This is a genomic window from Afipia felis ATCC 53690, from assembly GCF_000314735.2.
GTDB classification, from domain to species: Bacteria; Pseudomonadota; Alphaproteobacteria; order Rhizobiales; family Xanthobacteraceae; genus Afipia; species Afipia felis.
Map to the genome: position 1 here is coordinate 3,252,863 of NZ_KB375270.1, position 26,567 is coordinate 3,279,429.

Genomic DNA, 26,567 nt, shown 5'->3' on the forward strand with positions numbered 1-26,567 from the left:
GAAACCGGGGTTTTCCCCGTTCCGCGCCGGTCTTTAGGCCCACTCGACGCCGGATTCGGCGGCTAAGTCGAGAGTGCCGCGCTCGCCAATGTCGTCGAAATGTGCGTCGAGGAATGCCGTGGCAGCGCGGACGCCTTCCTCGTGCAGCGATTCGAAGAAATCGTAGTCGGTCTTCAGCTTGCTGAGGCCGTCGAGTTGGGATGCGAACTCACCGAGTTCGATACGATGGATGTTCAGCCGCCTGTACTGGTTGTGTCCCTTGCCGCGCGGCAGCCGTCCGTCGTCGATCAACTGGTTGACGAAATCCATCGTGCGCAGTTCGGAGATCAGCGCGGAGTTGAAGGTGATTTCATTCAGCCGCTTGACGATCTCGCCGGAGGTTTTCGGCGTGATGTCCTGCGAGACCGGATTGATCTGCACCACCAGCACGTCCTCGGTGTCGGTTGCCTGCAGGAACGGAAAGATCACGGGATTGCCCATGTAGCCGCCGTCCCAATAGGGTACGCCGTCGATCTCCACGGCCTGAAACAGATAGGGCAGTGCGGCGGATGCCATCACGACATCGGCGTCGATGGAGTTGCGGCAGAATACCTTGAGCCGTCCGGTATGAACGTTGGTGGTGGAGATATAGAGCGCGAGGTCGCTCGCGCGGATCGCGTCGAAATCGACGAAGCGGGCGATCAATTCGCTCAGTGGATTGATGTTGAGTGGGTTGAAGTCGTAGGGCGAGAAATAATGCGACATCGTCTCGAACCAGTTCTGCACCGGCGAGGTGGCGAACGGGAAAATCGAGAACAGCCGGTCGGCGATCGCGCGCTGTACCGGCGGCAGGTCGCCTCCGACGCTCGCCGCACGCCAGAACTCGGCGAGGCGTTTGCGCGCTTCCTCGGGGCCGCCGCGCGCGAGGCCGTCAGCGAGCATCACTGCGTTGACCGCGCCGGCCGATGCACCGGACAGGCCGGTGATCTCCAGCCGTCCGTCGGCGAGAAGATGATCGAGTACGCCCCAGGTGAAGGCGCCATGCGCGCCGCCGCCCTGTAGAGCGAGGTTGATCTTCTTGGTGCTCGCCGACTCTTTTCTGTTACCGGCCATCACCCAGGGGGCGAGGCTGTCGAGATAGGATTTCAGATTTGCTGCCACGAGCCTGCTTTCTGTGATCCCCATGAGTATTATATGATGTGATGACCGCAGCGTTGCGGCCACAGGCGAAAGCTAGGCCTGTTATGTTGCATTGCAATAGCAATAATGTGAACCTAGCTTCACCAGTATGTTATGCTGGTGTAAGTCATTGATATAAAATGGTATGCTGCGCAGCATGGCTGCAATAACAAAGGCGTTCCCATGCCCTTGAAGCCCGCTTTCCCGGCCCCCGACCATGATCACGGCCGATGTGCGTCCGATGCGATGTCCCATGCCGAGCGGCAATGCGAGGCGCGGGGACAAAAATTCACGCCGATCCGCCGGCAAGTGCTGCAGGCGCTGCTGGCGAGCCACAAGCCGCTCGGAGCCTATGAAATCATTGACGATCTGGCCCGCACCATCCCGCGCCCGGCACCGATCACGGTCTACCGCGCGCTGGAATTTCTGATGGAAAACGGGCTGGTTCATCGCATTGAAAGCCGCAATGCCTTTCTTGCCTGCGTACACAATCATGACGCGACCCCGGTGGTGGCCCTTCTGATTTGCGACCGCTGCGGCTCGGTCGGTGAGATTCCGGCCGCTCCGCTGGCCCGGAGCGTCGCCGAGATGGTCGACGGAACCGGATTTTCACCAAAACTCTCGGTGGTGGAGATCAAGGGCCTGTGCGGCCATTGCCAGCGAGCGGCCTAAAAACGGCTCCGAAAACCGCGAAAGGCTCCTTTGCAAAGCCATTTTTGACGCCCATCTACGATAAAGCATCGAAGAAAGCCCGAACCGCCTTCGCTGGCGTTCGCCAAGGTCTTTAGGCTAAACAGGCTTTTCTGGTAGATGTCTCCATTATGCCGGCGGATGGCCGGCTGTCACACAAAGCTGATATTTCAACGCCATGACCGATGCCGATTTGCTAGCCCGCCCGCGGGACGTGAAGGAAATTCAAGCCGGACCGAAGGGCCGCCACCAGACCGTTCAGGTCACGGTCGGCAACGTCAAGGTCGGCGGTGGCGCACCCATCGTGGTGCAGTCGATGACCAACACCGACACCGCCGATGTCGAATCCACGGTGACACAGGTCGCTGCTCTCGCTCGTGCGGGCTCGGAGATGGTGCGCATCACGGTGGATCGCGAGGAAGCGGCGGCGGCCGTGCCGCATATTCGCGAGAAGCTCGACAAGATGGGCGTGGACGTGCCGCTGATCGGCGACTTCCATTATATCGGCCACAAGCTGCTCGCTGAATATCCGGACTGTGCGGCTGCGCTCGCGAAATATCGTATCAATCCCGGCAATGTCGGCTTCAAGAACAAACGCGACAGCCAGTTCACCGACATCGTCGAGATTGCCATCAAGAACAACAAGGCGATCCGCATCGGTGCCAATTGGGGCTCGCTCGATCAGGAATTGCTGACGCGCCTGATGGAAGACAACGCGAAGTCGCCGAACCCGATCGATGCCCGCGCGGTGACCCGCGAGGCCATGGTGCAGTCGGCGCTGCTGTCGGCGAAGCGTGCCGAAGAAATCGGTCTGCCGAAGAACAAGATGATCCTGTCGGCGAAGGTCTCGAACGTGCAGGATCTGATCGCGGTGTATCGCGAACTGGCCTCACGCTCGGATTACGCGATCCATCTCGGCCTCACCGAAGCGGGTATGGGCTCGAAGGGCATCGTGGCGTCATCCGCAGCGCTTGGCATTCTCCTGCAGGACGGCATCGGCGACACCATCCGCGTCTCGCTGACGCCTGAACCCGGCGGCGACCGTACGCTGGAAGTGAAGGTTGGTCAGGAAATCCTGCAGACGATGGGCTTCCGCACCTTCGTGCCGCTGGTCGCGGCATGCCCCGGTTGCGGCCGCACCACCTCGACCGTGTTCCAGGAATTGGCGCGCGACATTCAGAGCTTCATCCGCGATGAAATGCCGAACTGGAAGACGCGCTATCCGGGTGTCGAGCAACTCAACGTCGCGGTGATGGGCTGCATCGTCAACGGCCCCGGCGAATCCAAGCACGCCAATATCGGCATTTCGCTGCCGGGCACCGGTGAGACGCCGGCCGCTCCCGTATTCGTCGACGGTCAGAAGTTCCGCACCCTGCGCGGTCCGACCATTGCCGCCGACTTCAAGGCGCTGGTGATCGACTACATCGATCAGCGCTATGGCGCGAATGCCAAGGTCACTGCGGCAGAATAATTTTAGCTGCCTTTGCAATTTTGCATCTGAATGGCCGGGCAATGCCCGGCCATTTGCGTTTTGGCTGCGTATTTAAACCGGCGAATTCTTCTCGCGGTTGTCGACCACGGCTTCTTCCAGGTCGAGGTCGCGCTCGATGCGCCGGCGTGTTTCGTCGGTGATCTTGCCGTCGCGCAACAGCTTGTGCAGCAGCTTGCGTTCGATGGAGATGATCTGGCGCACCATGATGGCGCCCCGCGTTGCGGGCGTGAATTCGCCATCCTTGGCGGGTGGCTCGGGCAGCGCACGCACCCGCGTCTCATGGCGGGCTTCGAGGAATCGCGCGAGCCCTTCGGGCAGCTCGCATTCCTTGATGAGCCGGTTCAGTTCCTTGCGGGAGGCGGCGACCAGTTCGCGCCGGGCCGCGATCTCCTTCTCGCGTTCGTGCTTCGCCTCGTAATGCCCGTACTGAGCGACGCCGAGCGCGCGCACGACGAATGGCAGCGTGCTGCCGATGCCGACGACGGTGATGAAGATCACGCCGAACGACACAAGCAGGATCAGGTCGCGATCCGGGAAGGGGCGTCCGTCGGCAAGTGTCAGCGGCAACGCCAGCGCGACGGCGAGCGATACCACGCCGCGGATGCCGGTGAATCCGATGACTGCGATGCCGCGCCAGGGCGGCGCCTCCTCGCGCGCGCGGAGACGCTTGCTAAGAAGGCGCGGCAGATACGCACCGGGAAACACCCAGAGGAAACGCGCGAGGATCACAATGACAGTCGTAATGGCGATGGCCGAGAGAACCGTGCCGACCTGCAGTGATTTCGACGTCTCGACCAGCGCGCGCGTCTGGAATCCGACGATCAGGAACAGCACGCCCTCGATCAGCCAGGTCGAGAAATCCCAGAAGAAGATGCCTTGCAGGCGCGTCGCCGCGGGAATCCGAAGCGGTCCATTCCAGCTCACGTAAAGTCCGGCGGCAACCGTCGCAAGCACGCCGGAGCCACCCGCGTGTTCGGGCACCCAGAATGCGAGATAAGGCGTCAGCAGCGACAGCGTGATCTCGACGCGCGGATCGTGGGCCCATTGCCGCAATCGCAGGCTGAGCCAGCCGACGAAAATTCCGAACAGAATCTCGCACATCACGATGGCTGCGAAGGTGCCGGTGGCGGCCGAAAAAGAGAACGTGCCGGTCGTCACGGCCATGACGGCGAAGCGGTAGAGAATGAGCGCGGTTGCGTCGTTGGCGAGGCCCTCGCCTTCGAGCACCACGAGGATGCGATGAGGCAGGCCGAGCCTGCGCGCGATCGCAAGCGGCGCGACCACGTCGGGCGGCGAGACGATGGCGCCGAGCAGAAATCCCACACTCCAGGAGAGGCCGAGTGTGTAATGCACGGCGACCGCCACCGCGCAGGTCGTGAAGATCACGCAGCCGATGGCGAGCATGGTGATCGGCTGCAGATTCCATTTGAACTCGCGCCAGCTCATCGACACGCCCGCCGAATAGATCAGTGGCGGCAGCACCAGAAGCAGCACGCCTTCCGGCTTCATCTCGATCGGCGGGAAGCCCGGCACGAAAGCGAGCACGACACCGACGATCAAAAACACGATCGCGGGCGTAAGCTCCAGCCGCCGCGCCACTGTGGCGGAGGCGGCCAGTACGCTCAGCACCAGAAGGAAAGTGAGAAAGCCCTCGGTCACGCGGGTCGTTATCCTGATGAAAGGGCGCTCGCGGCGATGTTGACCATCAAAGCGAGCAGCGCGGTGTTGAAAAGAAAAGATGTGATTCCATGCACGGTCGCAGTGCGGCGGATCACCCTGTCGGTGATGCCGACATCGGAGACCTGTGCTGTCATGCCGATCACGAAGGAGAAGTAGACGAAATCCCAATAGTCGGGGTCGCAGTCCTCGCCCGGAAATGCGAGGCCGCCGACGCTCTCGCCGCGATAGTACTCGTGGGCATAATGCAGCGCGAACGTAGTGTGGATCGCCGCCCATGACAGCAGGATGGTGACGATCGCAAGTGCCAGTTGCATCGGCCCGTAATGCGGTGCGCCGAGCTCGAACACGATGGCGGCAAGGCTTGCGAAGGCCGCGATCAATGTCAGTGCGAGAATGAGAAAGCGCCCGTCGTCCTGCATCGCTGCGACGCGCCGGAGGCCGGCATGCCCGCCGAGAAAGATCGTGATGTAGGCGAGTACCAGATAAAGCACGAGCGAAATATCCCAGCCGAGCAGCAACCGCGTGGTGACGCGCAGCGAGGCCGGGAGAAGCAGCAGCGCGCCGAGGCCGACCGCGACCGCGATGAAGAAGCGCGGCCTCGCATAGATGATGCGCAGGATTTTCGGCATGCGCCGGAAGCGGGCGAGACTATCGTCGTCGCGGGGAGTCGTTCGGGAGCGGGGAACGGTTTTCTTCTGCGCCATGCCGCCCTTAGTTCTGCCGCTCCGCGACGAAGCGCGCCGCTGCGCGCAGTACGTCGCCCTTCGCCCCGAACGGCGCGAGAGCCGCGTCTGCCTGCTTCAACAGATCCTGCAGACGGCGCTTGGCGCCGTCGATGCCGAGCTGGGTGACGAAGGTGGTCTTGCCCAGCGCCGCATCCTGCCCCGCGGGCTTGCCGAGGGCTGCCGCATCACCTTCGACATCGAGCAGGTCGTCGGCGATTTGGAAGGCTTCGCCGAACGCGTGACCGTAGGCGTCGAGCGCGGCGTATTGCTCCTTCGAGGCCTGGCCGAGCAGCGCACCGGCGATGCAGCCATATTTGAGCAGCGCGCCGGTCTTCATCTGCTGAAGCTTCGCGACATCCGGCGGCTCCTTGTCGCCGAAGCGGCCTTCGCCCGCGAGATCCATGATCTGACCGCCGGCCATGCCGCCGATGCCGGCCGCGCGCGCCAGCGCCCGCGTCAGCAGCAGTCGCACCGTCGGGTCGCGATGAACTTCATCGCGGGTGATGATGTCGAAGGCGAGCGTGAGCAGCGAGTCGCCCGCGAGGATTGCAGTCGCCTCGTCGAATTTCTTGTGCGAAGTCGGGCGGCCGCGGCGCAGGTCTGAATTGTCCATCGAGGGCAGGTCGTCGTGGATCAGCGAATAGCAGTGGATGCATTCGAGCGCCGCGCCTGCCATCAAGGCGCCGTCACGAGGAACGTCGAACATCGCAGCACTCGCCACCGCGAGGAACGGTCGCAGCCGCTTGCCGCCGTTCAGGCTGGAGTAGCGCATCGCCTCGATCAGCCGCTTCGGGCGGAGGATTTCGCCCTGCTCGGGACGCTCCGACAGCAGCTGGTCGAGCAGCGTCTCGGTCTCGGCCGCGGTCGTATCGAGCAGCTTGTTGAAGTCCTGGGCGGTGGCGGTGGTGGCAGAGGCGCTGGTCATCGAAAACTCCGAAATTTGGCCGGACCATGCCTTCATGGACGCGCTCCCGTCAATTCTGCCAAGCGATGGAAATGCCGGATTCGGCCCCCCTCGCTGCTTCTGCTATGGGAGGGGCATGGATTGCTCACGTGCCCGCGGTCTGCGGACCCTTAGCCCATGAAACACCCGATCCGCGCGATCCTGCTCGCCATAGCGGCTTTGCTTTTGCTGCCCTATCTGCTGGTGCCATTTTATTCCGCAGGCCATCCAGTCTCGCTGCTGATGGTGGGGCGCTTTCTGACCGGTGCGCCCGTTTCGCGGACCTGGGTCGATATCGGAGCGATGTCGCCCGCGATGCCGCGCTCGGTGGTGGCATCGGAGGATGCGCGGTTCTGCACCCATCACGGCGTGGACTGGGATTCTCTGAGCGACGTGCTGGAGGATGCCGAGGACGGCGAGGTGACCCGGGGCGGTTCCACCATCACCCAGCAGGTGGCGAAAAACCTGTTCCTGTGGCCGGGACGCAGCTACATCCGCAAGGGGCTGGAGTTCCCGCTGGCGCTCTGGATCGACCTCGTGCTCTCCAAAAAGAGAATTCTCGAGATTTATCTGAATGTTGCCGAGTTCGGACCGACCGGCCAGTTCGGAGCCGAGGAGGGCGCCCGCTATGCCTTCGGCCGGGGCGTTTCGGCTATTTCACCCCATCAGGCGGCGCTTTTGGCCGCGATCCTGCCCAATCCGGTGACCCGGAGTGCGCGGGCACCCAGCGCCCATATCCGCCGTCTGGCCGGGACCTACACAGCGCGGGCTCGTTCAGCAGCGATTTCGCCCTGCTGGACCAGGAATTGAAGATTTTGAAGCATTTTCAGCCATTCCAGCCCTAGCGTCGGCCGCCTTCATCCTCTATAAGCGCGGCCTCAACCGAAATTCTCCAGAAAGCTCCCGAGGGCGGGTTGCTTTCGCTTGAAGGACGACGATCCAATGGCCGTTCCCCGCAGAAAAACTTCGCCATCCCGCCGCGGCATGCGCCGCTCGGCCGATGCGCTCAAGAAGCCGACCTATGTCGAAGACAAGGACTCGGGCGAATTGCGCCGTCCGCACCACCTCGACCTGAAGACTGGCATGTACAAAGGCCGTCAGGTTCTGAAGGTGAAGAAGGAAGACTAAGCGATTTCTCCAGTCGCGGCGCAAGCCGCCGCGACTGTTCTGCCGCCGGATTTGAGGCACGGCAGTTTCGGAGTATCGTTTCAGCAGCTTGCGCCATAGAAGGCTTCGCCGATGCCTACAATCGGTTTCCCGCTGCTGCTCATTCCGATCGCGATCTACAACATCGTCGTATTTCTGATGCCCGGCGCGGCTTTGACCACGCCGCTGTTCACGCTGCCGTTGATGTCTGGCGTGGAATGGGGCGTCAGCTTCAACGATCTTATTCTGACGCTCGGCATTCTCCTGCTGCTGTTCGAATTCGCCCGCGCATCAAAGCCCGGTTCGAAATACGCGATGGATCACATCCTGTCGCTGCTCGTGCTTGGCGGCGCGGGCGCGGAATTCCTGTGGCTCGCGCCGTTCGGCACCTCGGCCTTTTTCCTGCTGGTTCTGCTTGCTTTCGTGGATTTCTTGGGCGGGCTGACGCTTGCGTTGCGTCACCGCCGTGCGCGCCGTGCGATGCTGCGAGCCGAGCCTGTCGCCACACCGGCACCGGTTGCTGCTCCCGCTCCCGTTCCTGTCGCGCCGCCGCCTGCAGCCCCCGAGCCGGTCCGCACCGAACCATCGTCGCTCGCACCGAAACAGCCGCCATCGTCCCATCCGCAGATGGAAGTCATTACGCCGGAGATCGACAACCCGCCGCAAGCGCAGCCGGATACGGCGAAGCCCGGTGACGTTGGCGATGTGATAAAGGTGGAGCCTGCGCACAAGAGCACGTCGGAATGGAGCGCATCCGATCCCGTGCGCGACCCTGACGGGCAGAAGGCGGATAAACCGGATTATCCGCCGATCGTGCCGCGCCGGGACTGATTCCAAAAAATCAGACGATATCCTTGAATCGCGATCCGTCGGACGTGCGCGGCCGGACGGCGACGCGCGCAGCAGTATAACGCGCCACGCCGTCGCTCGCGCTCGCCTGCCGCAGCTTGCGGGTCTGTGGCGCGTGGGTCGCGGTTGCAATCAGATGCATCACGAAAGTGGAATCGGGGCGCACCCTTGCGCCGCGCGGTGCACTCGCCTGCAGGACCGGGGCGATCGGAACGAGAGCCGTCGATGCCGGCGGCATATCGGCGACGGGCTCCGCGCCGGAGCTGGGCGTCGCTGCTACATCCTGTCGTGGTGAATTTGCCGCTACCATCGCCGCCATCCGTTGCGGCGTTTGTCCCGGGATGGGACGCCGGTGCCGCTTCGATGGAGGTGTCGCAAGGACTATGCCTGACAGAGGCAGCAGGTTCTTACCCTTCTGCGGAATGCTCTGAGCCCGCGCTTTTTTGGATTGTTTAAGGGGCTACACCTAGGCTCGGAGTCCACGAAGGCTTTATGCTTCCGAGCGAATGATTCGAATCTGTCCCGGATCGAGGCACCGTGTCCGCAATCCAACCGTCTTCCGCGTTGTCCATACCAGGCGCTACCGCCGGCCACATCGAGGAATCGTCGGTGGACACGGTTCTGGCGTGCCTGGGACAGGCTGCTTTTACCTGGGACATCGCCGGCGACGCGCTGTCGTGGAGCGCCAATATTGATGCCGTGCTGGCCGGTGTCCCGCCGGAGGCGATGGGATCGGGCGCGGAGTTCGCCAAACTGATCGAACCCAATCCGCATGTCCGCCGCGAGGCGGTAATGAACGGCTCGGGTCAGGACGCGGGCCAAGGCGTTCCCTACCAGATCGAATACGGGCTGCGCGCGCGAATGTCGGCGCCTGTCGTCTGGGTTGAGGAGACCGGCCGCTGGTTCGCGGGCGCCGATGACAGGCCGGCCCATGTGCGGGGCATCCTGCGTATCAACAACGAGCGTCACGCGCATGAGGAGCAGTTGCGCAAGCTCTCGCAGCACGATCCGCTGACGGGCGATCTCAACCGCACCCAGCTCGTCGCCGCGCTCGCGGAGGCGATGGAGGAGGCTGCGCGCTTCCGCTCGTCCTTCGCCTTCATGCTGATCGGCATCGATCATCTGGCGCGTCTCAACGAGGCGTTCGGCTTCGATGTCGCCGACGAGGTGATCTGCGAAGTCTCGCAGCGGATTCGCTCAAGGCTGCGCGGCGGCGACGTGCTGGGCCGGTTTTCCGGCAACAAGTTCGGGCTGATTTTGAAGAATTGCACTGCCGATGACATGCAGGTTGCGGCCGCGCGTTTTCTCGCCGGTATCCGCGACGAGATCGTGCCGACGACCTCCGGGCCGGTGTCGCTAACGGCCTCGATTGGCGCGGTCAATGCGCCGCGCTATGCGCGCACCGCCGAGGAGGCGATGTGCCGGACGCAGGAAGCGCTGGAGACGGCGAAGGCACGCCGCCGCGGCTCATTCCATGCATGGCACCCGAATATCGAGCGCGATGCGCAGCGCCGCGCCAATATCCGCGTCACCGACGAGATCGTGACCGCGCTGAACGAGCAGCGCATCGTCATGGCGTTCGAGCCAGTGGTCGAGACCTTATCGCGGAAGCCGGCCTTCTATGAATGTCTGGTGCGAATGCAGCACGGCGAGGACGAATTTTCGTTGGCTCCCGACATCGTGCCTGTGGCCGAGCGGCTCGGCCTCATTCGCCTGGTCGATCATCGTGTGCTCGAACTGGTCGTCGACGAGCTTGCACGGACGCCGGACGTGTCACTCAGCCTTAACATTTCGCCCGACACCACGATGGACCCGAACTGGTGGTCGAGCATCGAGTCGCTCTTCCGTACCTATCCGGGCGTGGCCGAGCGAATGATCGTGGAGATCACCGAGACGGTGGCGATCCAGGATATCGACGACGTGCGCGGCTTCGTGACCCGGTTGAAGGATTTCGGCAGCCGCATCGCGATCGACGATTTCGGCGCGGGCTACACCTCGTTTCGCAATCTACGCAAGCTAGGCGTCGACATCGTGAAAATCGACGGTGCCTTCGTGCAGAACGTCGCGCGCTCGATGGACGATCGTGCCTTCGTGCACACCATGATCGATCTGGGGCATCGGCTCGGCCTCAAGACCGTCGCCGAATGGGTGCAGGACGAGGCGGCAGCGAAACTGCTGCAGGACTGGGGCTGCGATTACATTCAGGGCCGGCTGACCGGGCTCGCCTCGATGCAGCGTCCGTGGGGAACGGGCGCGAGGCATTCCTCGCCCAGCGGGCAGATGATCGCGAGATAATTTCGCGGGGCGCCAAAAAACAAATGGCCGGGACAGGCCCGGCCATTTGATGGAATTTTTGAAATCTCAGGTGTTGTGGTCGCCGGACGGCTTCGACATCCGTTCCAGCCGCTCCTGCATTTCCTTCATCTGGCGCTTCAGTTCGTCGATGTCGCCGTGATCGGCTGGCTCTTCGTTCGATGAAGGAGTCTGCGTCTCCGCGCCGTTGCGGGCGGGAGCGGCGAACGGTTTGAACATCGCGAAGGTCCGCTCGAACATTTCCATGTTGCGGCGGACGTGTTCTTCAAGCGGCGCGAACGGCGTGCCACTGAAGGTATTGGTCATCTGCTTGCGGAATTTTTCTTGCTCGCGGGTCAGCGTGTCGATCGACTGCTCCAGATATTTCGGCACCACCATTTGCATGCTGTCGCCGTAGAAGCGGATCAACTGGCGCAGGAAGGTGGTCGGCAGCAAATTCTGCCCTGCCTTGTTTTCCTGTTCGAAAATTATCTGGGCCAGGACCGAACGGGTGATATCGTCACCGGTCTTGGCATCGTAGACGAGAAAATCCTCGCCCTCTTTGACCATGCTCGCGAGATCTTCGAGCGTCACATAGGTGCTGGTACCGGTATTGTAGAGGCGCCGGTTGGCGTATTTTTTGATTGTAATGGGTTGGTCGGATTTCGCCATGAACTCACACGCTGCAGAATGGAAGACAGGAACTTTCGCAGAGCAAACAGTGCGATGCGGAAAGTAAGCACGTTCGGCCGGGCTCGGCTACCGTTTTGTGGATGCCAGGTTAACGGTCGGGGTGGGTCGCAAACCCTTATTCTCGACGAAAGTAGAGAGGTGGTGGCTGGTCGTTTGGCCGGAAAAGATTAAGCTAATGCGTCCCGGCGTGGCCCACGCCGGCGCAACCCAAGCCTCGCGCTTCTAATGTCAAGGAGATATCCCATGTCAGACGATGTCGTCATCGTCAGCGCCGCCCGCACTCCGGTCGGCTCGTTCAACGGTGCTTTCGCTACTGTGCCAGCGCATGAGCTGGGCGCGGTTGCGATCAAGGGAGCTCTCGATCGCGCTGGCGTCGATCCCTCGCAGGTTTCGGAAGTCATCATGGGCCAGATTCTCACGGCGGGGCAGGGCCAGAATCCGGCGCGTCAGGCGTCGATCAGGGCGGGAATCCCGGTGGGAAGTCCTGCCTGGGGCATTAACCAGCTTTGCGGTTCGGGCCTGCGGGCGGTCGCGCTTGGCTATCAGGCGCTGATGAATGGCGATTCCGAAATCGTCGTGGCTGGCGGCCAGGAATCCATGAGCATGGCGCCGCATGCGCAATATCTGCGCGGCGGCATCAAGATGGGCAACACCGAGCTCGTGGACACGATGATCAAGGATGGCCTGTGGGACGCCTTCAACGGCTACCACATGGGCAACACGGCCGAGAACGTTGCCAAGCAGTATCAGATCACGCGCCAGCAGCAGGACGAGTTCGCCGTCTCCTCTCAGCAGAAGGCCGAGGCCGCGCAGAAGGCCGGCCGGTTCAAGGACGAGATCGTTCCTTTCATCGTCAAGTCGCGCAAGGGCGACATCACTGTCGACACCGACGAGTATCCGCGCCACGGCGCGACCATCGAGGCGATGGCGAAGCTGCGCCCCGCCTTCGACAAGGAAGGCTCCGTCACCGCAGGCAACGCGTCCGGCATCAATGACGGCGCCGCCGCCATCGTGCTGATGACGGCCTCGCGGGCGGCAAAGGAAGGCAAGAAGCCGCTGGCGCGCATCGTCTCCTGGGCGCAGGCCGGCGTCGATCCCGCGATTATGGGCACGGGGCCGATCCCGGCTTCCCGCCGCGCGCTGGAGAAGGCCGGATGGAAGGCCGAGGATCTTGACCTGATCGAGGCCAACGAGGCCTTCGCCGCGCAGGCCTGCGCGGTCAACAAGGATCTCGGCTGGGATACCACGAAGGTCAACGTCAACGGCGGCGCCATCGCCATCGGCCACCCGGTCGGCGCATCGGGGGCGCGCGTGCTGACCACGCTGTTGTTCGAGATGCAGAAGCGTGATGCCAAGAAGGGCCTCGCGACGCTGTGTATCGGCGGCGGCATGGGCATCGCGATGTGCGTAGAGCGCGATTGATCTGGTATACAAAGCGGGTCAGCAAAGACGCGCGATGATTGATACGAAGAATGCCCGGTCGAACGACCGGGCATTCTTTTTTGGTTTGACGTTTGATCGTGAAACTGTCGTGATGGTCGAATAGTGCAATGACTTATTACTGAGGAGGAGACGTCATGACACGCACGGCATTGGTGACGGGCGGTACCCGTGGCATTGGAGCGGCCATCAGCAAGGCGCTGAAGGGCGCGGGCTACAATGTTGCGGCGAGCTATGCCGGAAATGACGAGGCTGCCGCCAAGTTCAAGGCCGAGACCGACATCGCGGTTTACAAATGGGATGTCGCCTCGTTCGAGGCCTGTGCCGAGGGCGTCAAGAAAGTCGAAGCCGAAGTCGGGCCGGTCGATGTGCTCGTGAACAATGCCGGCATCACGCGCGACGTGCCGTTCCACAAGATGACGCTGGATCAGTGGAATGCCGTCATCAACACCAACCTCGGCTCGCTGTTCAACATGTCGCGGCAGGTAATCGAGGGCATGCGTTCGCGCAAATTCGGCCGCATCATCAACATCTCCTCCATCAATGGTCAAAAGGGACAGTTCGGCCAAGTCAACTATTCAGCCTCGAAGGCAGGCGACATCGGCTTCACCAAGGCGCTCGCGCTCGAGACCGCGCGCGGCGGCATCACCGTGAACGCGATCTGCCCCGGCTACATCAACACCGAGATGGTGCAGGCGGTGCCGAAGGATGTGCTGGATCAGAAGATTCTGCCGTTGATCCCCGCCAACCGGCTCGGCGAGCCTGAAGAGATCGCACGCGCGGTCGTGTTTCTCGCGGCCGAAGATGCCGGCTTCATCACCGGCTCGACTTTGACGGTGAACGGCGGGCAGTATCTCGCATAATGACGACGCCTCACGGCGGCATCGCTGATTGAACTGCGGCGATGCCGCCTGTGTGAACCATGCGTTCTTCCACCGCGACCTTGATCGGCCTTGTGGCGCTGCTGCTGTGGTCTTCGCTTGCCGCGTTGACGGTCGCGACGGGGTCGATACCCGCATTTCAGTTGCTGGCGATGACGTTCGCCATCGGCGCGCTCGCGGGCATGGCGGGATGGTTGTTCCGTCCAACCGCGATGACTGCCTTGCGGCAGCGCCCGGTGGTGTGGCTCGTCGGCGTCGCCGGGCTGTTCGGCTATCACGCGCTGTATTTTCTGGCGCTGCGCTTTGCGCCCGCGGCGGAAGCGGGATTGCTGAATTATCTCTGGCCGCTTCTGATCGTGCTGATGTCGGCATGGCTACCGGGAGAGCGGTTGGCTGTGCATCATGTTATCGGCGCGCTGCTCGGCTTCGCGGGCGTTGTGATGCTGTTCGGCGGCGATCTGTCGGGCGCATTTCAGGGGCGCTACGCGCCGGGATTTATCGCAGCCCTTTGCGCCGCGTTTGTCTGGGCGAGCTATTCGGTGCTGTCGCGCAAATTCGGCACGGTGCCGACCGATGTGGTGACAGGCTTCTGTATCGCGACCGCCGTACTGGCTACGCTGGTGCACCTCGTCCTTGAGTCCACAGTGATGCCGCAGACGGCCGTGCAGTGGTTCGCCGTGATTGCGCTCGGTCTCGGGCCGGTAGGACTCGCCTTCTATGCTTGGGACATTGGCATGAAACGCGGCGACATCCGGCTGCTGGGCGCCGCGTCCTACGCGACGCCGCTTTTGTCCACGCTGCTTCTGATCGTCATGGGCTATGCGAAGCCGACATCCTCGCTCTGGCTCGCGGCACTGCTGATCGCGGGTGGCGGACTGCTCGCGGCGAAGGATGCGTTTCGCGCGAAGCGCTGAGTTGAGCTCACGATCTGAAAGGAGGCGTGCTCGATGGCGGCTTCCTGACTTTTGTCGCCTGCTCGAACGCATAGGCGATGCGGATCAGCCGCGCGTCGTCGAACGGGCGCGCCAGGATATCAAGCCCGACCGGAACGCCGAGCGGCGCATCAGTATCGGAGGCAGAGAAACCCGCAGGCACCGTCACCGCCGGAAAACCCGTCACACCTGCGAGGATGCCGGTCCGCTCGCTCTGGTGCGGATCGCCGATCTTGTGAACGAGGCGCTTTTGCAGCGGATAGGCCATCGCATCGAGGTTGTGCGTGGTCATCAGAAGCAGCACACGCTCGCGCAACTGCTCGATCCGCGCAAGGCGCGCCAGATATTCTGGCTCGTTCTCCGGCGTCTCAACCGCATCGGCAGCCGCGAGAAAATCTTCCAGCGGCTTGTGGTAGTGGCCGGAGGCGATCAATTCACGCAAGCTAGCCACGGGCGCGCCGCTGCCGAGCGATTTGAGATAGCCGTTGAATAGCTCCTTGAATTCCCATTTCCACAGTCGCGCAGGATCGCGTCGGAATCGAGCGCAGGGTCGTCGATTTCGATGATGCTCGCGCCTGCACGGCGAAACGTATCGCGCGCGCCAGCCATCACGGCGTTGACCTCGGCGTGGATCTCCTCCTTGCCGAAGAAGTTCGTGAGCACGCCAATCCGTACGCCGCGCAGGCCGTCGGCATCAAGATGGTCGGTGAAGCTGTGCGGGATGTGATTGATACTGCGCGCGGTAACAGGATCGTCGGGATCGAAACCCGCCATCACGTCGAGCATAATCGCGGCATCTTCTACGGAACGTGTAATCGTGCCGGCGACATCCTGCGTGTGCGACACCGGGATCACGCCGGCCCGGCTGACGAGGCCCCTGGTCGAACGGAAGCCGACGAGGCTGTTGGCGGAAGCGGGCGAGCGGATCGAGTTCATCGTGTCGGTCGCGAGCCCAACGGTCGCGAAATTCGCCGCCACCGCAGCGCCGGTGCCACCGCTGGAACCGCCGGGCGTGCGGGTGAGATCGTAAGGATTTTTGGTCTGGCCGCCGAGCGAGGAGATGGTGATACCAGCTAGCGCCCATTCGTGCATGTTGGTCTTGGCGAGGATGATCGCGCCAGCTTCGCGCAGTTTGCGCGTTACCGTGCTCTCGATTGGCGGCACCACGTCCTTGAACAACACATTGCCGCCGCTCGTCGGCATGTCGGTGGTATTGTAGTTGTCCTTCACTGCAACTGGAATGCCGTGCAGCGGCCCCGTTAGCTCGCCGGTTTTTGCGAATTGCGCGTCGAGACGTGCCGCGATTTCGCGCGCTTGCGGGTTGACCGCGAGAATGGTGGCGAGCGCGGGACCGTTTCTGTCATACGCCGCGATGCGGGCGAGATAGGCATCGACGATGGCGATGCATGTCGTTCGTCCGCTCAGGATTGCTTCGTGCAATGACGCGATCGAGGCTTCGTCGATGGCGCACGGTACAGCAGGATGCGATGGCATGGTGCCCTCGGAAGGCATGAGCGGCTAGTGTGCCGGATCGAAGTCCGGTGGTGCAAGCTCGAAGCCTGAAAATTCGAAGCCCGGCGCGACGGTGCAGCCGACCAGTGTCCACGCGCCGAGGCATTGTGCTGCCTGCCAGGCGTGCGGCGGCACGATCGCCTGGGGAATTTCGCCTGCCGCGAGCTCGCCGCCGAGCGTGATGTCGCGTCGTGCACCGTCCTCGACGATGCTCAGGATCAGTGGATCGCCCGCGTAATAGTGCCAGGTCTCGACCGCATCGACACGATGCCAGTGCGAACGCTCGTTCGCCGCGAGCAGGAAATAGATCGCTGTCGAGCGTGCGCGGCCGTCGTCATCGGTTTGTGTGTCGCGAAAGGTCTCGCGGAAATGGCCGCCTTCGGGATGCGGGGCCAGACCGAGGCGGACAATCACCTCCGCCGCCGTGAGCCGCTCGTTGCCCATCAGGCGCGGTTCTTCCGCTCGCGGATTTCTCCGAACACGTCCGCCGGTGTCTTGCCGCTCTTGTTGAGGGCGGCGGCGACGGCAGGCACGTCGGCGCGTAGAAACACATTGGCTTCCTTCTCGTCTCGCATCAGCGAGGGAATGGTGAGCTTGCCCTCGGCGCGTAGCTTCGTCACGTCCTCCGCGCGCTTCTTCAGCGCCGGATTGTTAGGCTCGATGCCGAGCGCGAATTTGATGTTGGAGGCGGTGTATTCGTGGCCACAATAGACGCGGGTGTCGTTCGGCAGCGCGCGTAGCTTCAACAGCGAGTCCCACATCATCGGATAGGTGCCTTCGATGACGCGACCGCAGCCGATCGAGAAAATCACGTCGGCGCAGAACAGTGCATGGTCGGCGTCGAACATGTAGCTGATGTGGTCGAGCGTGTGGCCGGGAGTCTCGAACACGCGCGCGGTCAGATTGCCAACCTTCACGGTGTCGCCTTCCCTGACGTGAACGTCGAGCCCGTCGATATGCACGCCTTTCTCATAAGGGCCGACGACGCGGCATTTGTACTTGGCCTTCAGCTCCGCGATGCCGTCGGTGTGATCGGCGTGGTGATGGGTGATGAGGAGGTCCGTGAGCGTCCAGCCCTCGCGCTCCAGCGCGGCGATGATCGGCTTGGCGTCCGGAGCGTCGATAGCGGCGGTCGCCTTGGTCGAGGGATCGTGAATGAGATAGCCGATATTGTCGCTCAGGCAGGGAAAGACGCGAATTTCAGCAGCCATGATCACTCCGGGCTTTTCGAGAATGGCGGTGTTTAGCATGTCGCAGGGAAGGGGTTAACCCGCATTCGCAGCAGACTTATGCAAGCGCGGGCGGCGTGGTAAGGAACTGTATGACCATCGACGTCATCGATCTTCGCGGGTTCTATTCGCAGCGCGTCGGCGCGGTGGCGCGGCGTCTCATCAGCCACGGCGTCATGCGGCACTGGCCGGATACGCAGGGCCAGCGGTTGCTCGGCCTCGGCTATCCGACACCTTACCTCGGACTGTTTCGTGAAAGCTGCGAGCGCTGCTTCGCGTTCATGCCGGCCGCGCAGGGTGTATTGAAATGGCCGACGGCAAGGCCGACGCTGTCTACGCTGGTCGATGAATTTTCGCTGCCGTTGGCAGATGCGGCGGTCGATCGCATCCTGCTCGTGCATGCGCTGGAGATGTCCGACGATCCTGACAGTCTCATGCGCGAGGTGTGGCGGGTGCTCGCGCCCTCGGGACGGATCATGGTGGTGCTCCCCAATCGTCGTGGCGTCTGGGCGCGAACCGACAGCACGCCGTTCGGCCATGGCCAGCCTTATTCGCGAAGCCAGGTCACGCAATTGTTGCGGCGGACTTGGTTCACGCCGATTGCATGGAGCGAAGCTCTGTTCGTTCCGCCGATCGACAGCGGCTGGATGCTGCGCTCGGCGATGGCATGGGAAAAAATCGGTGCAGCGCTGTCGTCGCCGTTTCCTGGCGTGCTGCTCGTCGAGGCGACGAAGCAGGTCTATCGCGGTATTCCCGCCAAGCGCGAGCGAACACGACTTATCCCGGCGCTGGAGCCTGCGCTTGTACCGCGGCCGCTGCGTCGGGAATGATGCCGATCGTTTAAACCGAAATTACTCGCTGGCGAGATCGCCGTTTTCCTGCGGCATCGCGGCCTGTGCTTCGGGTCGCGGACCGCGCGGACGACGGCGGCGATGGGCGAAGCGTTCGCCCTGTGGCGGCGCGCCGGTGGCATTGGACTCGAGGCCCGCTGCAGGCTGTGCACCGCCGGTGATGAATGAGGGCAAGCCTGCTGCGCCGGTCTCGGGCTGCGCCTGCGGCTGGCGGTTCTCGCGTGGCTCGCGATATTCACGCGGCTGCGGTTGTTCGCGCGGCTGCGGATAGGGCTGCTGCTCGCGCGGCGTGAACTGCTGGGGCTGCGGGGCGAAGCCCGGCTCCGCGCCGAAGTTCGAATAGCTGTCTTCCTCGCCGGCTTCCTCGCCGAGGTCGTTGTCCATGCGCGGCTGTTGCTGCTGCTGGGGCTGGTTCTGCCGGAGCTGTTCCTGCGCGGCTGCGATCAGGCGGAAATAGTGTTCGGCGTGCTGGTAGTAGTTTTCCGCCGCGACCGGGTCGCCCGAGGAGCGGGCGTCGCGCGCGAGTTGAACGTATTTCTCGGCGATATGGGATGCGGTACCGCGGATCTTGATGTCAGGACCGTTGGATTCGAACACCCGGGTCATCGGGTTCTGGCTACGGCGGTTGTTGTTATGGTTGTTATTGTTGCGACCGCGCATACGCTTGTTGTTGTTCTGACCGTTCCTCATGTCGTGCCTTTTACCGATCCCTGATGGTGTTGATCGAAGTGGTGTTGATCGAAATGGAGTAGTTCCGCGCCCAATCCGGACTCGCGCAGCACACAGCGTCTGCAAGCCATGACGCACCGCCATGGCGGGTTGACCTCAATTCCTGCCCGGAAGGTGGAGCGGGCAGTTGCCGATGTCATGGTTGAATGTTCAAGCCTAAACAGCTTTCATTTGCTGGAAGCGGGCAGCGCGGCTCTATCGTCCTTCGCGCCCAAACCATTCCGCTTTCGGAACCCCTGTTCGGTGGTCCTCTTTCCCGAGGACGCCGCCCTTCCATCCGCTGCGCGGAACCGGAGGGCCAACCGATCTATTCGGAACCTAATCTCTCTCGGGGCAATCGCCAAGTGATTTTTTTGTGGCAGGAAACCCTTTTAAATGAAGGGTTTCCTTCCTACGACGGCCCTCGGAATCCCGTTCAGGTCGGGTTTTGCCGGGACATCCGGACCAAGCCCTGCTGCGGTCAGCAGGCGGGCCACATCGCGCTCCTGGCCCTGTCCAATTTCAAAGACGATAACGCCGCCGGGCGCCAGAAGTTCGAGGGCGGCGGGCGCGATCACGCGATAGGCATCGAGCCCGTCGGCACCGCCGTCGAGCGCCAGGCGCGGATCGTGCGCGCGTACCTCGATGGAGAGATCGTTAATGTCGCGCGATGGAATGTAGGGCGGGTTCGAGACGATCAGATCGAACGGGCCGTGTAAGGTGTCGGCGTAATTGCATTCGACGAAGCTTGCTCGTTCGTCCAGGCCGAGCACGGCAGCGTTATGCGCGGCGGTGCTTAGCGCGTCGGGGTTAATGTCGGTGCCGATGCCGTGCGCATTCGACAGTTCGGACAGCAGCGCGAGCAGGATCGCGCCGGAGCCGGTGCCGATGTCGGCGATGCGAAGCGCGTCGTTAGCTCGTCCTTCCCGCTTGAGGATATCCAGCGCCGCCTCGACAATCGTTTCGGTGTCGGGGCGCGGTACCAGCGTCGCCGGGGACAGCGCAAAGGACAGGCCCCAGAATTCCTTGTGGCCGAGGATGCGCGCGACGGGCTCGCCGTCGATCCGCCGCCGGGTGACGGATTCAAGCGCTGCCGCCTCGTCTGCAGTGAGCGTGCGCGCAGAGGCGGCGATCAAGCGGGTGAGGTCAAGCCGCAAAACCTCGCCGAGTAGCAGCCGCGCATCGAGTTCGGGCGATTCTATTCCTGCAACTTCGAGGCGCGCGCGAATCTCGCGCCGCGCCTGATCGAGGCTGAGACCGTTGAGGCTCACGCGGAATTCTCGGCGGCCAGAAGTGCGGCCTGATGCTCGGTCGTGAGCGCGTCGACCAGTTCGCCCAGTGCTTCGCCCGCGATCACCTGCGGCAGTTTGTAGAGAGTGAGATTGATGCGGTGGTCGGTGACACGGCCCTGCGGAAAATTATAGGTGCGGATGCGCTCGGAGCGATCGCCGGAGCCGACCTGTCCGCGCCGGTCGGCGGAGCGCTCGGATGCGGCGCGCTGGCGTTCGGCGTCGAGTACGCGCGAGCGCAAGATGTTCATCGCGGACGCGCGGTTTTTATGTTGCGAGCGGCTGTCCTGCATGTTGACGACGATGCCGGTCGGAATGTGCGTGATACGGATGGCGGATTCGGTCTTGTTGACGTGCTGTCCGCCCGCACCTTGCGCGCGCATGGTCTCGATGCGCAGATCCGTGTCCTTGATATCGATGTCGATATCCTCGGCCTCCGGCAGCACCGCGACTGTCGCGGCGGAGGTGTGGATGCGGCCGGATGCCTCGGTGTCCGGTACGCGCTGCACACGATGCACGCCGGATTCGAATTTGAGTTTTGCGAATGCGCCGCGCCCCTGCACCTCGGCGACGATTTCCTTGTAGCCGCCCATCGTGCCTTCGCTCGCGGAGATCACCTCCACCTTCCAGCCTTGCAGCGTGGCGAAGCGCTCATACATCCGAAACAGGTCGCCCGCGAACAGCGAAGCCTCGTCGCCACCGGTGCCGGCGCGGACTTCCAGCATCACGTTGCGCTCGTCCATTGCGTCCTTCGGCAGCAGCGCGATGCGGATATGCTGTTCCAGTTCGGTCTGCCGTTCGAGCAGAGCCGGGCGTTCGCTTTCCGCCATCGCCCGCATGTCGGCGTCGGTCGCGGGATCGGCGATCATGGATTCGAGGTCGGCAAGCTCGGAAGCACCGGCGCGGTAGGCTTTCACCGCATCGACTACCGGAGTGATCTCGGCCAGTTCGCGGGTCGCGCGCACGTAGGTGTCGGCGCTGACCTGCCCCATCAGCTCCGCTTCGAGAGTGGCATGGCGGGCAAGCAGAATATCGAGTTTGGCGTTGGGCAGCATAAGGGTCGTCTCACGAAGCAGCGGGAAGGGCGCAGGCGGGCGTGAGCTTCGCTACAACGGCAGGCCTTCCGCTTCGGCGAATGCCATCAGCTTTTCGCGTATCGGAACGCGGTCGTAAGGCGTGTCGAGCCATTTCTCCATCTCGGCTTCGATCTTCGCGGCGTCGAGTTCGAGGATCAGCGCTTTCACCGGGCCGTGGGCCGTGGCGTTCACCGACATCGAACGGTAGCCGAGCGCGATCAGCGCCAGCGCGCCGAGCGGCTGCGAGGCCATCTCGCCGCACAGTGACACGGATTTCCCGGCTTCCTTGCCCTTGCGCGCGATGTGGCGCAGCGCCCGCAGGATCGGCGCCGACATGGTGTCGAAGCGGTCGGTGACGCGCGCGTTGCCGCGGTCCACCGCGTACAGGAATTGGAAAAGATCGTTGGAGCCGACCGAGACAAAATCGACGCGTTCGAACAGATCGTCGAGCTGATAGAGCAATGCCGGGACTTCGATCATGGTGCCGACATCGATGCGCTCGGGCAGCGTATGGCCGTGCTGCCGCAGATAGGTCAGTTCGCGCTCAACCATGGTCTTGGCCTGATCGAATTCGCGCACCACGGTGACCATCGGAAACATGATGCGCAGCGCACGGCCCGCAGCAGCGCGCAGCAACGCGCGAATCTGGCCGCGCAACAGGCCGGGACGATCAAGGCCGAGCCGGATCGCACGCCAGCCCAGCGCTGGGTTCTCCTCGACGATCGTATCCATATAAGGCAGCGCTTTGTCGCCGCCGATGTCGAGCGTGCGGAATGTCACCGGCTTGTCGCCTGCGGCATCCAGCACGGTGCGATACAGCGAAAGCTGCTCGCTGGTGCGCGGCAGGCTGGTGGAGACCATGAACTGCAGCTCGGTGCGGAACAGGCCGATGCCAGCCGCGCCCGCATCCTCGATATGCGGCAGGTCGATGATGAGGCCCGCATTGAGCATCAGTTCGATCGACTGGCCATCTTTTGTCCTGCATGGCTTGTCGCGCAGCTCGCGATACTGCTCCTGCCGCCTTGCGCGGAAGCGCACGCGCTCAGCATAGGCGGACTGGATTTCCTGCGAGGGCCGCACATAGATCGAGCCGGACGTGCCGTCGACGATGATGGCGTCGCCCGGATCGGCGAGGCCCGGTGCGTTGGCGACTTCGCCGATCGCCGGAATGCCGAGCGCGCGCGCCACGATCGAGACGTGCGAGTTTGCGGTGCCTTCCTCGAGCACGAGGCCGCGCAGCCTGTTGCGGTCGTAATCGAGCAGAGCGGCCGGACCCATCGAGCGCGCGACGAGGATCGCGTTGTCGGGCAATTGTTCGCGCGAGGGGGCATGATCGCGGCCGACGAGCTGGCGCATCAGGCGGTGACCGAGATCCTCGAGGTCGTGCAGGCGGTCGCGCAAGTAAGGATCGGTCGAACGCAGCATGCGCGCACGGGTGTCGGACTGCACGCGCTCGACAGCGGCCTCGGCGGTGAGGCCGGTCGCGACCGCTTCGCGCAGGCGATGCTGCCAGCCCTGGTCGTTGGCGAACATGCGGTAGGCTTCGAGCACGTCGCGATGATCGCCGCCTTCGGCGACGTCGCCCCGCTCCAGCATCCGGTCGAGATCGGCCCGCAATTTGGTGACAGCGCTGTCGAGCCGCTTGATCTCACGCGGCACGTCTTCAGCGATATAGTTGGTGATGACGACACGCGGCTCGTGGAGCACGACATGGCCGAGTGCGATGCCTTCCGACAGGATCGAGCCGGACTTGTGGACCGAGATGCGGGCGGCGGGTTCGGCACCGGGCGGGGCGAGTGAGGACAGTTCGCCCGAGGCGATCATCTCTGCGAGCACCATCGCGGTGGTCTGCAGCGCCTCGACTTCTTCCTCGACATAGGTGCGTCGCGCGCGGTTCTGCACCACGAGCACGCCGAGCGTGTTGCCCGCGCGCAGAATCGGCACGCCGAGGAAAGAGTGGTAAATTTCTTCGCCGGTTTCCGGACGGTATGAATAGGCCGGATGGTTCTGGGCATCGGACAGATTGAGCGGCTGGGCTTCGCTTGCGACGAGGCCGACGAGGCCTTCATGCGCGCTCAGTACGGTCTTGTGCACGGCGTCGGGATTGAGACCCTCGGTGGCGTAGAGTTCGAGGGTATTGTCCACGCGCAGCACGTAGGTCGAGCAGACCTCCGCCACCATGTTGGCGGCGATCAGCACCACGATCTTGTCGAGGCGGTCCTGCGCGCTGACCTGTTCGGCCATCACTTCGCGCAGCCGCCTTAACAAGACGCGGGGGCCTCCCAGCGCGCTGCGCATCCGCTCGTTCCTCGCTTCCGACATGGTTCGGGACGTCACCATCCGCCTCTCAAGGCTATAGCGAATTGGCCCTCCCTTTGCCAAGCAAAAGGCCTGCCAATCCGGCGGTATGGAGGGGTTATAAAGGTAACGCCAGCGAGGCGAAGCTGGCCGGCGGAACAAGGCTGCGCAGGCCGCTCCAGATGATCTGGATGCCGATACAGAACAGCAGGAAGGCCGACAGCCGCATCATGACATTGGTGCCGCGTTCGCCGAGCACGCTGACGATGTTGCTGGCGAAGCGGTAACAGACGTAGATCGTCGCGGCGACCGCCAGAAGTCCGGCGAGGGCCCCGCCGCCGAGTACGGCGAGCTGGGTCAGGTCGGTCTCGGAAGCCGGCCGCTGGCTGCCCAGCGTGATCGCGACCGAGATGGAGCCGGGACCGACGGTCAGCGGCATGGTGAGAGGGTAAAAGGCGTCGACCGTGCTGCGCGGGCCGGGGTGTTCGCGGTCCTCGATGTCGTCGCCCTGCTGCAAAAGTTGCCAGCCGAACGCCGCGACGACGAGGCCGCCGGCGATGCGCACCACCGGCAGTGTGATGCCGAAGAACACCAGCACATGCGAGCCGATGAACAGCGAGCACAGCAGCAAGATGAAACTGTTGATCGCGACGCCGCGCGCCAGCGCAGGCAGCCGCGCTTTCGGAATGCGGTTGGTGAGCCGCAGGAAGATCGGCGCGCCGCCGACCGGATTGACCACAGGAAACAGCGCCGCATAGACCAGCAGGAACGCATTCACGATCTCTGCGATGTTGTTCACGCGGCGGATGCCTTATGTCAGGTCTTGGCGTCGAGTCCGTAGAGGGTGTGGAGCGTGCGGACCGCAAGCTCGGTATACGCGGCGTCGATCAAGAGCGAAAACTTGATTTCCGATGTCGTGATCGCGCGGATGTTGATATTGCGCTCCGACAGCGCTGCGAAGGCGCGTGCGGCGACGCCCGCGTGGCTGCGCATGCCGACGCCGATTGCCGAGATTTTTGCGACGTCGGTTGCGGTATCGACCCGCTCGTAGCCGATCTTGTCCTTGGCTTTGGCGATCACATCCTGCGCGCGGGTGAAATCCGAGGCCGGCACCGTGAAGGTGAGGTCGGTGAAGCGACCGTCTTCCGACACGTTCTGCACGATCATGTCGACATTGATGTTGGCCTCTGCCAGCGGTCCGAAGATCGAGGCCGCGACACCAGGCTTGTCCTCGATGCGGCGCACCGAAATCTGGGCTTCGTCCTTGGAGAAGGCGATGCCGGTGACGACTTGGCTTTCCACGATTTCCTCCTCGCTGCAGATCAGCGTTCCCGGCGGCGTGCCGTGCGGGTCGATATCCTCTGGCTTGACGAAACTGGAGCGGACAAACACCGGCACGTTGTGCACGAGGCCGAGTTCGACCGAACGGACCTGCAGCACCTTGGCGCCCTGCGAGGCCATTTCCAGCATTTCCTCGAATGCCACCTTGTCGAGGCGCTGCGCCTTCGGCACCACGCGCGGGTCGGTGGTGTAGACGCCGTCGACGTCGGTGTAGATATCGCAACGATCGGCGTGGATCGCAGCCGCGATCGCCACCGCCGACGTGTCGGAACCGCCACGGCCGAGCGTGGTGATGCGGCCGGATTCCTGATGGATGCCCTGGAAGCCGGCGATAACGGCGACTTCCCGGCGGTCCTTGAATCGCTTGATGAGTTCGGACCCGTCGATGCCAGTGATGCGCGCGGATGCATGGGCATCGCTGGTCTCGATCGGAATCTGCCAGCCCTGCCAGGAGCGGGCCTGGATGCCGAGCGCCTGCAACGCGATGGCAAGCAGGCCTGAGGTGACCTGTTCGCCGGAAGCGACGATGGCGTCGTATTCGCGCGCATCGTGCAGGGCAGAGGTTTGCTGCGCCCAGCCGACCAGTTCATTGGTCTTGCCCGACATCGCCGAGACGACGACCGCGACATCATGCCCGGCGTCGACCTCGCGTTTGACATGGCGGGCGACGTTCTGAATACGCTCGATGTTGGCGACGGACGTGCCGCCGAACTTCATGACAAGGCGGCCCATGGAGTGGCGCAGTCCCGTTATGGTTCAGGGTGAGGATCGGTTCCGCTCAAAACCGCAGCGCCGCTCCGAAAACGCGGCTATACATACCTGCGCCGCCCGGGGCAAGCCATGAGTTCCGGGGACTGGGAGAGTGGGCACGATGGGCCGTTATGTCGACGAGATTTTGCAGCCGGGGGAGCAGCTTCGCTATTCGACGACCATCCACGGCATCGTCTATGCGCCCGGCCTCGTTTGTCTTGCACTGGCGGCTGCGGCCCTGATCGGGGCATGGACGACGCTGGAGGGGACGCTGGTCGCGGTGCTGATCGCGGCCGCGGCGGTTCTGGCGGCCCTTGGCCTCGTCTGGCTGTTGAGCGCCTGGTTTCGCCGCTGGACCACGGAGACGGACGTCACGAGCCTGCGGGTGGTCCACAAGGAAGGATTCATCAAGCGCAATACGTTCGAGATGAGCCTCGACAAGGTGGAAAGCGTCGACGTCGTGCAAAGCATTCTGGGGAGAATCTTCGGTTGGGGCGATGTTACGGTGAAGGGCGTCGGCGAAGGGCATAAAACGATGAACATGATCGCCTCGCCGCTGCAATTCCGCAATCACATCACTGCGCATTGAGGA

27 protein-coding genes are annotated in these 26,567 nt (G+C 63.1%); 11 read left to right on the forward strand and 16 right to left on the reverse strand.

Features of this window, described 5'->3' with window-relative positions; genetic code table 11:
- Positions 1-33: 33 nt before the first annotated feature.
- Entirely contained in the window at positions 34-1,140 is a 1,107-nt protein-coding gene (locus HMPREF9697_RS15535) for a patatin-like phospholipase family protein (protein ID WP_040308308.1), read from the reverse strand.
- A gap of 201 nt (positions 1,141-1,341) precedes the next feature.
- On the opposite strand from HMPREF9697_RS15535, the gene HMPREF9697_RS15540 reads away from it, so the two are divergent.
- Positions 1,342-1,830: a Fur family transcriptional regulator gene (locus HMPREF9697_RS15540; protein WP_002718190.1), complete on the forward strand. Its 489-nt coding sequence runs from the start codon at positions 1,342-1,344 to the stop codon at positions 1,828-1,830.
- A 196-nt stretch (positions 1,831-2,026) separates the two neighbouring features.
- Positions 2,027-3,319 carry a flavodoxin-dependent (E)-4-hydroxy-3-methylbut-2-enyl-diphosphate synthase gene (ispG, locus tag HMPREF9697_RS15545; RefSeq protein WP_002718191.1) on the forward strand — a complete coding sequence of 431 codons (1,293 nt, stop codon included), beginning with the start codon at positions 2,027-2,029 and terminating at the stop codon, positions 3,317-3,319.
- A gap of 72 nt (positions 3,320-3,391) precedes the next feature.
- Here the strand turns inward: ispG and HMPREF9697_RS15550 are convergent, their stop codons facing one another.
- The 3 genes from HMPREF9697_RS15550 to HMPREF9697_RS15560 are packed head-to-tail and all read right to left on the reverse strand — an operon-like array spanning position 3,392 to position 6,670.
- Complete coding sequence (locus tag HMPREF9697_RS15550; protein WP_002718192.1) at positions 3,392-4,999, reverse strand: Na+/H+ antiporter; 1,608 nt, start codon at positions 4,997-4,999, stop codon at positions 3,392-3,394.
- Positions 5,000-5,007: 8 nt separating this feature from the next.
- Positions 5,008-5,724, reverse strand: coding sequence for a DUF1345 domain-containing protein (locus HMPREF9697_RS15555; protein WP_002718193.1), 717 nt, complete (start codon positions 5,722-5,724; stop codon positions 5,008-5,010).
- Between the two features lie 7 nt (positions 5,725-5,731).
- Positions 5,732-6,670 carry a polyprenyl synthetase family protein gene (locus tag HMPREF9697_RS15560; protein ID WP_040308309.1) on the reverse strand — a complete coding sequence of 313 codons (939 nt, stop codon included), beginning with the start codon at positions 6,668-6,670 and terminating at the stop codon, positions 5,732-5,734.
- Between the two features lie 156 nt (positions 6,671-6,826).
- Between HMPREF9697_RS15560 and mtgA the strand changes: the two genes are divergently transcribed.
- The 3 genes from mtgA to HMPREF9697_RS15575 all read left to right on the forward strand — a co-directional run bounded on the left by mtgA (position 6,827) and on the right by HMPREF9697_RS15575 (position 8,665).
- On the forward strand, positions 6,827-7,498 hold the full coding sequence (mtgA, locus tag HMPREF9697_RS15565; RefSeq protein WP_002718195.1) for a monofunctional biosynthetic peptidoglycan transglycosylase: 672 nt from the start codon (positions 6,827-6,829) through the stop codon (positions 7,496-7,498).
- Between the two features lie 132 nt (positions 7,499-7,630).
- A complete protein-coding gene (gene rpmF / locus HMPREF9697_RS15570) occupies positions 7,631-7,816 on the forward strand; it encodes a 50S ribosomal protein L32 (protein WP_002718196.1) in 186 nt (61 codons plus the stop codon).
- Positions 7,817-7,927: 111 nt separating this feature from the next.
- Entirely contained in the window at positions 7,928-8,665 is a 738-nt protein-coding gene (locus HMPREF9697_RS15575; protein WP_002718197.1) for a hypothetical protein, read from the forward strand.
- A gap of 10 nt (positions 8,666-8,675) precedes the next feature.
- Here the strand turns inward: HMPREF9697_RS15575 and HMPREF9697_RS15580 are convergent, their stop codons facing one another.
- Positions 8,676-8,993, reverse strand: a complete 318-nt coding sequence (locus tag HMPREF9697_RS15580; RefSeq protein WP_002718198.1) for a hypothetical protein — start codon at positions 8,991-8,993, stop codon at positions 8,676-8,678.
- A 254-nt stretch (positions 8,994-9,247) separates the two neighbouring features.
- Here HMPREF9697_RS15580 and HMPREF9697_RS15585 point away from each other — a divergent pair, with 254 nt between their 5' ends.
- Entirely contained in the window at positions 9,248-10,978 is a 1,731-nt protein-coding gene (locus tag HMPREF9697_RS15585) for a putative bifunctional diguanylate cyclase/phosphodiesterase (protein ID WP_244597979.1), read from the forward strand.
- Positions 10,979-11,044: 66 nt separating this feature from the next.
- On the opposite strand, the gene phaR is transcribed toward HMPREF9697_RS15585, so the two are convergent.
- Entirely contained in the window at positions 11,045-11,647 is a 603-nt protein-coding gene (gene phaR / locus HMPREF9697_RS15590; RefSeq protein WP_002718200.1) for a polyhydroxyalkanoate synthesis repressor PhaR, read from the reverse strand.
- Between the two features lie 264 nt (positions 11,648-11,911).
- Between phaR and HMPREF9697_RS15595 the strand changes: the two genes are divergently transcribed.
- From HMPREF9697_RS15595 to yddG, 3 genes are all read left to right on the forward strand, one after another.
- The gene (locus tag HMPREF9697_RS15595) at positions 11,912-13,090 is read left to right on the forward strand and encodes an acetyl-CoA C-acetyltransferase (RefSeq protein WP_002718201.1); all 1,179 of its coding nucleotides are present in this window, start codon (positions 11,912-11,914) and stop codon (positions 13,088-13,090) included.
- Between the two features lie 155 nt (positions 13,091-13,245).
- A complete protein-coding gene (gene phbB / locus HMPREF9697_RS15600) occupies positions 13,246-13,971 on the forward strand; it encodes an acetoacetyl-CoA reductase (RefSeq protein WP_002718202.1) in 726 nt (241 codons plus the stop codon).
- A 59-nt stretch (positions 13,972-14,030) separates the two neighbouring features.
- Positions 14,031-14,903: an aromatic amino acid exporter YddG gene (yddG, locus tag HMPREF9697_RS15605; RefSeq protein WP_002718203.1), complete on the forward strand. Its 873-nt coding sequence runs from the start codon at positions 14,031-14,033 to the stop codon at positions 14,901-14,903.
- A gap of 7 nt (positions 14,904-14,910) precedes the next feature.
- Here the strand turns inward: yddG and HMPREF9697_RS21565 are convergent, their stop codons facing one another.
- Genes HMPREF9697_RS21565 through gloB form a run of 4 tightly spaced genes read right to left on the reverse strand, consistent with a single transcriptional unit; the run spans position 14,911 to position 17,644 of the window.
- A complete protein-coding gene (locus HMPREF9697_RS21565) occupies positions 14,911-15,372 on the reverse strand; it encodes an amidase (protein ID WP_244597795.1) in 462 nt (153 codons plus the stop codon).
- Positions 15,351-16,415 carry an amidase gene (locus HMPREF9697_RS15610; RefSeq protein WP_002718205.1) on the reverse strand — a complete coding sequence of 355 codons (1,065 nt, stop codon included), beginning with the start codon at positions 16,413-16,415 and terminating at the stop codon, positions 15,351-15,353. Before HMPREF9697_RS15610 ends, HMPREF9697_RS21565 begins: the two co-directional genes overlap by 22 nt.
- A gap of 24 nt (positions 16,416-16,439) precedes the next feature.
- On the reverse strand, positions 16,440-16,877 hold the full coding sequence (locus tag HMPREF9697_RS15615) for a cupin domain-containing protein (protein ID WP_002718206.1): 438 nt from the start codon (positions 16,875-16,877) through the stop codon (positions 16,440-16,442).
- Entirely contained in the window at positions 16,877-17,644 is a 768-nt protein-coding gene (gene gloB, locus HMPREF9697_RS15620) for a hydroxyacylglutathione hydrolase (protein ID WP_002718207.1), read from the reverse strand. Before gloB ends, HMPREF9697_RS15615 begins: the two co-directional genes overlap by 1 nt.
- 110 nt (positions 17,645-17,754) lie before the next feature.
- Between gloB and HMPREF9697_RS15625 the strand changes: the two genes are divergently transcribed.
- Complete coding sequence (locus tag HMPREF9697_RS15625) at positions 17,755-18,492, forward strand: class I SAM-dependent methyltransferase (RefSeq protein WP_002718208.1); 738 nt, start codon at positions 17,755-17,757, stop codon at positions 18,490-18,492.
- Between the two features lie 21 nt (positions 18,493-18,513).
- Here HMPREF9697_RS15625 and HMPREF9697_RS15630 read toward each other — a convergent pair whose 3' ends face one another.
- The 6 genes from HMPREF9697_RS15630 to HMPREF9697_RS15655 form a co-directional block, all read right to left on the reverse strand.
- On the reverse strand, positions 18,514-19,203 hold the full coding sequence (locus HMPREF9697_RS15630) for a DUF4167 domain-containing protein (RefSeq protein ID WP_002718209.1): 690 nt from the start codon (positions 19,201-19,203) through the stop codon (positions 18,514-18,516).
- A 410-nt stretch (positions 19,204-19,613) separates the two neighbouring features.
- A complete protein-coding gene (gene prmC / locus HMPREF9697_RS15635; RefSeq protein ID WP_002718210.1) occupies positions 19,614-20,492 on the reverse strand; it encodes a peptide chain release factor N(5)-glutamine methyltransferase in 879 nt (292 codons plus the stop codon).
- Complete coding sequence (gene prfA, locus HMPREF9697_RS15640; protein WP_002718211.1) at positions 20,489-21,565, reverse strand: peptide chain release factor 1; 1,077 nt, start codon at positions 21,563-21,565, stop codon at positions 20,489-20,491. Before prfA ends, prmC begins: the two co-directional genes overlap by 4 nt.
- A gap of 51 nt (positions 21,566-21,616) precedes the next feature.
- On the reverse strand, positions 21,617-23,884 hold the full coding sequence (gene ptsP, locus HMPREF9697_RS15645; RefSeq protein WP_002718212.1) for a phosphoenolpyruvate--protein phosphotransferase: 2,268 nt from the start codon (positions 23,882-23,884) through the stop codon (positions 21,617-21,619).
- Positions 23,885-24,002: 118 nt separating this feature from the next.
- Positions 24,003-24,683: a MarC family protein gene (locus HMPREF9697_RS15650; protein WP_002718213.1), complete on the reverse strand. Its 681-nt coding sequence runs from the start codon at positions 24,681-24,683 to the stop codon at positions 24,003-24,005.
- A 17-nt stretch (positions 24,684-24,700) separates the two neighbouring features.
- Complete coding sequence (locus tag HMPREF9697_RS15655; RefSeq protein WP_002718214.1) at positions 24,701-25,957, reverse strand: aspartate kinase; 1,257 nt, start codon at positions 25,955-25,957, stop codon at positions 24,701-24,703.
- A gap of 139 nt (positions 25,958-26,096) precedes the next feature.
- Here HMPREF9697_RS15655 and HMPREF9697_RS15660 point away from each other — a divergent pair, with 139 nt between their 5' ends.
- On the forward strand, positions 26,097-26,564 hold the full coding sequence (locus HMPREF9697_RS15660) for a PH domain-containing protein (RefSeq protein ID WP_002718215.1): 468 nt from the start codon (positions 26,097-26,099) through the stop codon (positions 26,562-26,564).
- The last annotated feature ends 3 nt before the right edge of the window (positions 26,565-26,567 follow it).